At 43.5% G+C, this 232-nt stretch carries 1 protein-coding gene; it reads right to left on the bottom strand.

The window, feature by feature from the left end:
- Window positions 1-38: 38 nt before the first annotated feature.
- On the bottom strand, window positions 39-232 hold a 194-nt coding region (locus tag ACFINC_RS11745; protein WP_375617311.1), incomplete at its 5' end, for a DUF935 family protein.

The raw sequence follows: 232 nt of genomic DNA, 5'->3' as shown, positions 1-232 counted from the left end.
AACGGGTGACCTCTTTAGGGGCGGTTTTAAAAAGTTCCTCATCCATGATACCCAAGCCCACGTGCAATCATTTGTACTTTTGCCAAGCGCGCTGCTAATGCGTGATGATCCATCTCACCTAGCAATTCATCTAAGCCTTTAAGGATATCCTCATAACTTTTTGCTTCTCTCACAAGCTTTTTAAAAGGCTCTAAAAGGGGTTCTAAGTCCTCTTCCCAGTCGCTTAAAGCTT

Source organism: Bartonella sp. AP58NXGY, from assembly GCF_042195785.1.
GTDB lineage: Bacteria > Pseudomonadota > Alphaproteobacteria > Rhizobiales > Rhizobiaceae > Bartonella.
Note: the sequence above shows the minus strand (reverse complement) of the source record. Positions and strands in the feature narration are given on the sequence as shown.